General features: G+C 66.8%; 4 protein-coding genes. 3 read left to right on the forward strand and 1 reads right to left on the reverse strand.

Features of this window, described 5'->3' with window-relative positions; genetic code table 11:
• On the forward strand, nt 1-882 hold an 882-nt coding region (locus LPZ50_RS23175), incomplete at its 5' end, for an MmgE/PrpD family protein (protein ID WP_230665211.1).
• Here the strand turns inward: LPZ50_RS23175 and LPZ50_RS23180 are convergent.
• The gene (locus tag LPZ50_RS23180; protein ID WP_230665213.1) at nt 872-1,789 is read right to left on the reverse strand and encodes a LysR family transcriptional regulator; all 918 of its coding nucleotides are present in this window, start codon (nt 1,787-1,789) and stop codon (nt 872-874) included. The genes LPZ50_RS23175 and LPZ50_RS23180 overlap by 11 nt on opposite strands.
• A gap of 169 nt (nt 1,790-1,958) precedes the next feature.
• Here LPZ50_RS23180 and LPZ50_RS23185 point away from each other — a divergent pair, with 169 nt between their 5' ends.
• Both LPZ50_RS23185 and LPZ50_RS23190 read left to right on the forward strand, forming a co-directional pair.
• The gene (locus LPZ50_RS23185; protein WP_230665216.1) at nt 1,959-2,978 is read left to right on the forward strand and encodes a Bug family tripartite tricarboxylate transporter substrate binding protein; all 1,020 of its coding nucleotides are present in this window, start codon (nt 1,959-1,961) and stop codon (nt 2,976-2,978) included.
• 2 nt (nt 2,979-2,980) lie between these two features.
• The coding region (locus tag LPZ50_RS23190; RefSeq protein WP_230665218.1) for an MmgE/PrpD family protein at nt 2,981-3,517 on the forward strand (537 nt) is incomplete at its 3' end.

The following is a 3,517-nucleotide window of genomic DNA, read 5'->3' on the forward strand; positions in this document are numbered from 1 at the left end:
GCCACGACGGCCAGCGCCCTGGGCCTGGCTGGCACGCAGTCGGCGGGCACCTGGGCCTTCACGGCCGACGGCGGAATGAGCAAGCGCATGCACCCCGGCCGATCCGCGCAGGCGGGCCTGATGGCCGCCCTGCTGGCGCAGCGCGGCTTTGCCGGCCCACGCTACATCCTGGAAGCCGAAGACGGCGGGTTGCTGTTCGGCATGTCCGACACACCGCGGCCGGCCATGCTGGTCGAAGACCTGGGCCGCCGCTGGCATTCCGACGAAACCTGCTTCAAGCCCCATGCCTGCTGCGGCAGTAATCATGCCTGTGTCGACGCGGTGCTGGACCTGATGCGCGAGAACAAGCTCGAGCCGGCCGACGTCGAGCGCGTGGTGGCCGGCATCGCCTGCGTGGTCAACACACAGACAGGCTTTGAATACCGGGCCGACTCGGTGCTGAACGCGCAGATGAGCCTGCGCTACAACATTGCCGTGGCCATGACGGACGGCCAGGCCTACCTGGAGCAGTTCACGCCGCAACGGATTGTCGAACCACGGGTGGTGGCCTTGTCCGAACGAGTGGAGATCGAGATCGATCCGGAAATCGACGCTGCCTATCCAGAGATCTACGGCGGCAGGGTCACCTTGACGACCAGGCAGGGCAATACCCTGAGCCGCAAGGTCGATTACTCGCGCGGCATGCCGGAAAACCCCATGTCGCACGGCGAAATAGACGGCAAGTTTATGTCGCTGGCCTCGGCCGCCGTGGGACCCGAATCGGCCGCCGGCGTGCTGGAAGCCGCGCGCGGCCTGTTCGATGCCGGCTCGGCCAGGCCCCTGGCGGACCTGCTGGCGCGAGTGCGCGTGGCCGGCACCGCCGGCGTGCCTGTCACGGCGTGATCTTGTCCCAGTCGGGGTTTCCGGAGATTTCTTCCAACAGGAAATTCGCGAAGGTGCGGACCTTGGGCGCCAGGTTCCGGCTGGGCAAATACACCACCGACACCGGCGGGCCTTCGCCCACGTAATCGGTCAGGATCGGGCGCAACCGGCCCTCGCGTATGGTTTCGGCGGCGATGAAGTTGCTGATCATGGCAATGCCCAGGCCAGACGAGGCCGCTTCCAGCAGCGACTCGGCGTTGTTGACGTTGAGCTGGCCCGACACGGTCTTGTTGCACGGTACGCCGTTCTTGCTGAACGGCCACTCGCGGTAGCGGCCAGTGTGCATCAACACATAAGCCATGCAGTGGTGCTGGTCCAGCTCCTCGGGCGTGCGAGGCTCGCCGTGCCGCGCCAGGTATTCCGGCGACGCGCAGGCCATGAAGCGCAGGTGGCACAGCTTGCGGGCGATCAGCCGGGCATCGGCCGGTTCGCCGATCTGCACGGCCACGTCGATGCCTTCGTAAGCCAGGTCCACGTTGCGGTCGCTCAGTTCGGCATCCAGTACCAGATCGGGGTGCTGCCTCAGGAAACGCGGCAGCATCGGCATGATGACGCGCCGCCCGAAACCCACCGGCAGGTGCACACGCAGCCGCCCGTGCGGGCTGGAAGTGGCCCGGCCCAGAAGATTCTCGGCATCCTCGATCTGCCCCAGGATCTGCAGGCAGTGCTCGAAGAAACTGGCGCCGTCATTGGTCAGGCCCACCGAGCGGGTCGTGCGGTGCAGCAGCCGCACGTTCAACTCCTGTTCGAGCCGGGTGATGGCCTTGCTGACGGCCGAGGACGTCAGTCCCAGCCGCTTGGCGGCCTGGGTGAAGCTGCGCGTTTCCGCCACGCGAACGAACACACGCAGGGCATTGAGGTTTTCCAAACCAGGCCTCCGTTCTTGCCGCGAATCTGTTTAATGAAACAAATTCACTAGTATTTTGAATTTTGAGTAATTGATCCATTTTTATAGCGTAATTAGACTGCCAACATCAACCAATACTTAAACCAACACGTGCCGCGGCCTGGACCGGCGCGCACCGGGGGAGACAACCATGGCCTGTGCATCCAGAACCAAGACCATTGCCCGCCACTTGGCAGGGAGCGTGCGGGCCCTGGCCGCGATGGCCTGGCTGTCGCTCGGCGCCACGGCCCAGGCAGGCGAACCCGCCGCGCCCTTTCCCGATCGCCCGGTAAAACTGGTCGTGCCGTTCCCGCCGGGTGGCGGCACTGACACCCTGGCGCGGCCGCTGGCGCAGCGGCTGGGCGAATACTGGGGCCAGTCGGTGGTGATCGAGAACCGCGGCGGCGCGGGTGGCAACGTGGGCGCTGCCGCCACGGCAAGATCGGCACCCGACGGCTACACCCTGCTTTTCACGCCGGTCATCACGCTGGCTGCCAACCAGAGCCTGTACAAGTCGGCAGGCTATGACGCCGTGCGCGACTTCACCGCCGTCACCATGCTGGTCAGCACCCCCAACATACTGGCGGTGCCGTCGTCCCTGCCGGTGAAAACGATGCGGGAGTTCCTGGACTATGCCCGCGCCCACCCCGGCCAGTTGAACTTCGCCTCGCCCGGCAACGGCACGCCGCCGCACCTGGCCACGGAAATTCTCATGCGCATGGCCGATATCAAGCTGACCCACGTGCCCTACAAGGGCACCGGGCCCGCCGTAACCGACCTGATCGCCGGCCGGGTGCAGGCGATGATGGTCAACGCGCCGGTGGCCCTGCCATACATGCAATCCGGCCAATTGCGCGGCCTGGCCACTACCAGCGCGAAGCGGCCCTCGTCGGCGAGCGGCCTGCCCACCCTGGACGAAAGCGGGTTGAAGGGCTACGAGGCCGACACCTGGTATGGCCTGTTCGCGCCGGCCGGCACCCCCAAGGCCGTCATTGCCAAGATCAACACCGACGTGGTCCGCGCGTTGAACTCGCCCGACATCAAGAAGCTCTACGCCGGGCAGGGTGCCGACGTGATCGGCGACAGCCCCGAGTCGGCCTCTGCCCGGGTGCGCGCCGACGTCGACAAGTGGCGCGATGTCATCAATGACATCGGCCTCAAGGTAGATTGACCGTGGGCGATTCCTCCGTAGCCTGCACCGGGGCTGGCGCGCCGCCGCTGGCGACTGCCCTGGGTAGCTTCATCGCGGACATCCGGGCAGGGCACCTGCCGCTGGAAGTGACGCAGGCCGTGTCGCTGCGCCTGCTGGACACATTGGCCGCGGCCGCCAGCGGCGTACAGCAGGGCACCCACCAAGGACTACTGGCGCTGTTTCCCGGCGACGGCCCCATCTCCGTCTGGGGCGCCGGGGCCCGCCGCAGCCTGCGCGACGCGGTCATTATCAACAGCGCTGTGTCGCATTCCACCTATTTCGAGGACGGCTGCCGCTATACCGGCGGGCATCCCTCGTCAGCCCTGATTCCCGCGGCGTTCGCCCTGGCCTGCGAGCGCAACGCCAGCGGCGCGGAACTGGTGGCCGCCATCGCCGCGGGATACGAAGTATTCCTGCGGCTGGGGCGGGCCATCTACCCGTCCATCGTGCGGCGCGGGTTCCAGAGCACGGCGATCCTGGCCGCGCCCGCCACGGCGGCGGCTGCGGCCGTGCTGCTG

This window comes from Bordetella petrii (genome assembly GCF_020991325.1).
In the GTDB taxonomy this organism is placed as follows: domain Bacteria; phylum Pseudomonadota; class Gammaproteobacteria; order Burkholderiales; family Burkholderiaceae_B; genus Bordetella_A; species Bordetella_A petrii_E.

What these genes read in the sequence shown, in the direction of transcription:
- LPZ50_RS23185 (WP_230665216.1), top strand. Translation starts at nt 1,959, where the DNA reads ATGGCCTGTGCATCCAGAACCAAGACCATTGCCCGCCACTTGGCAGGG.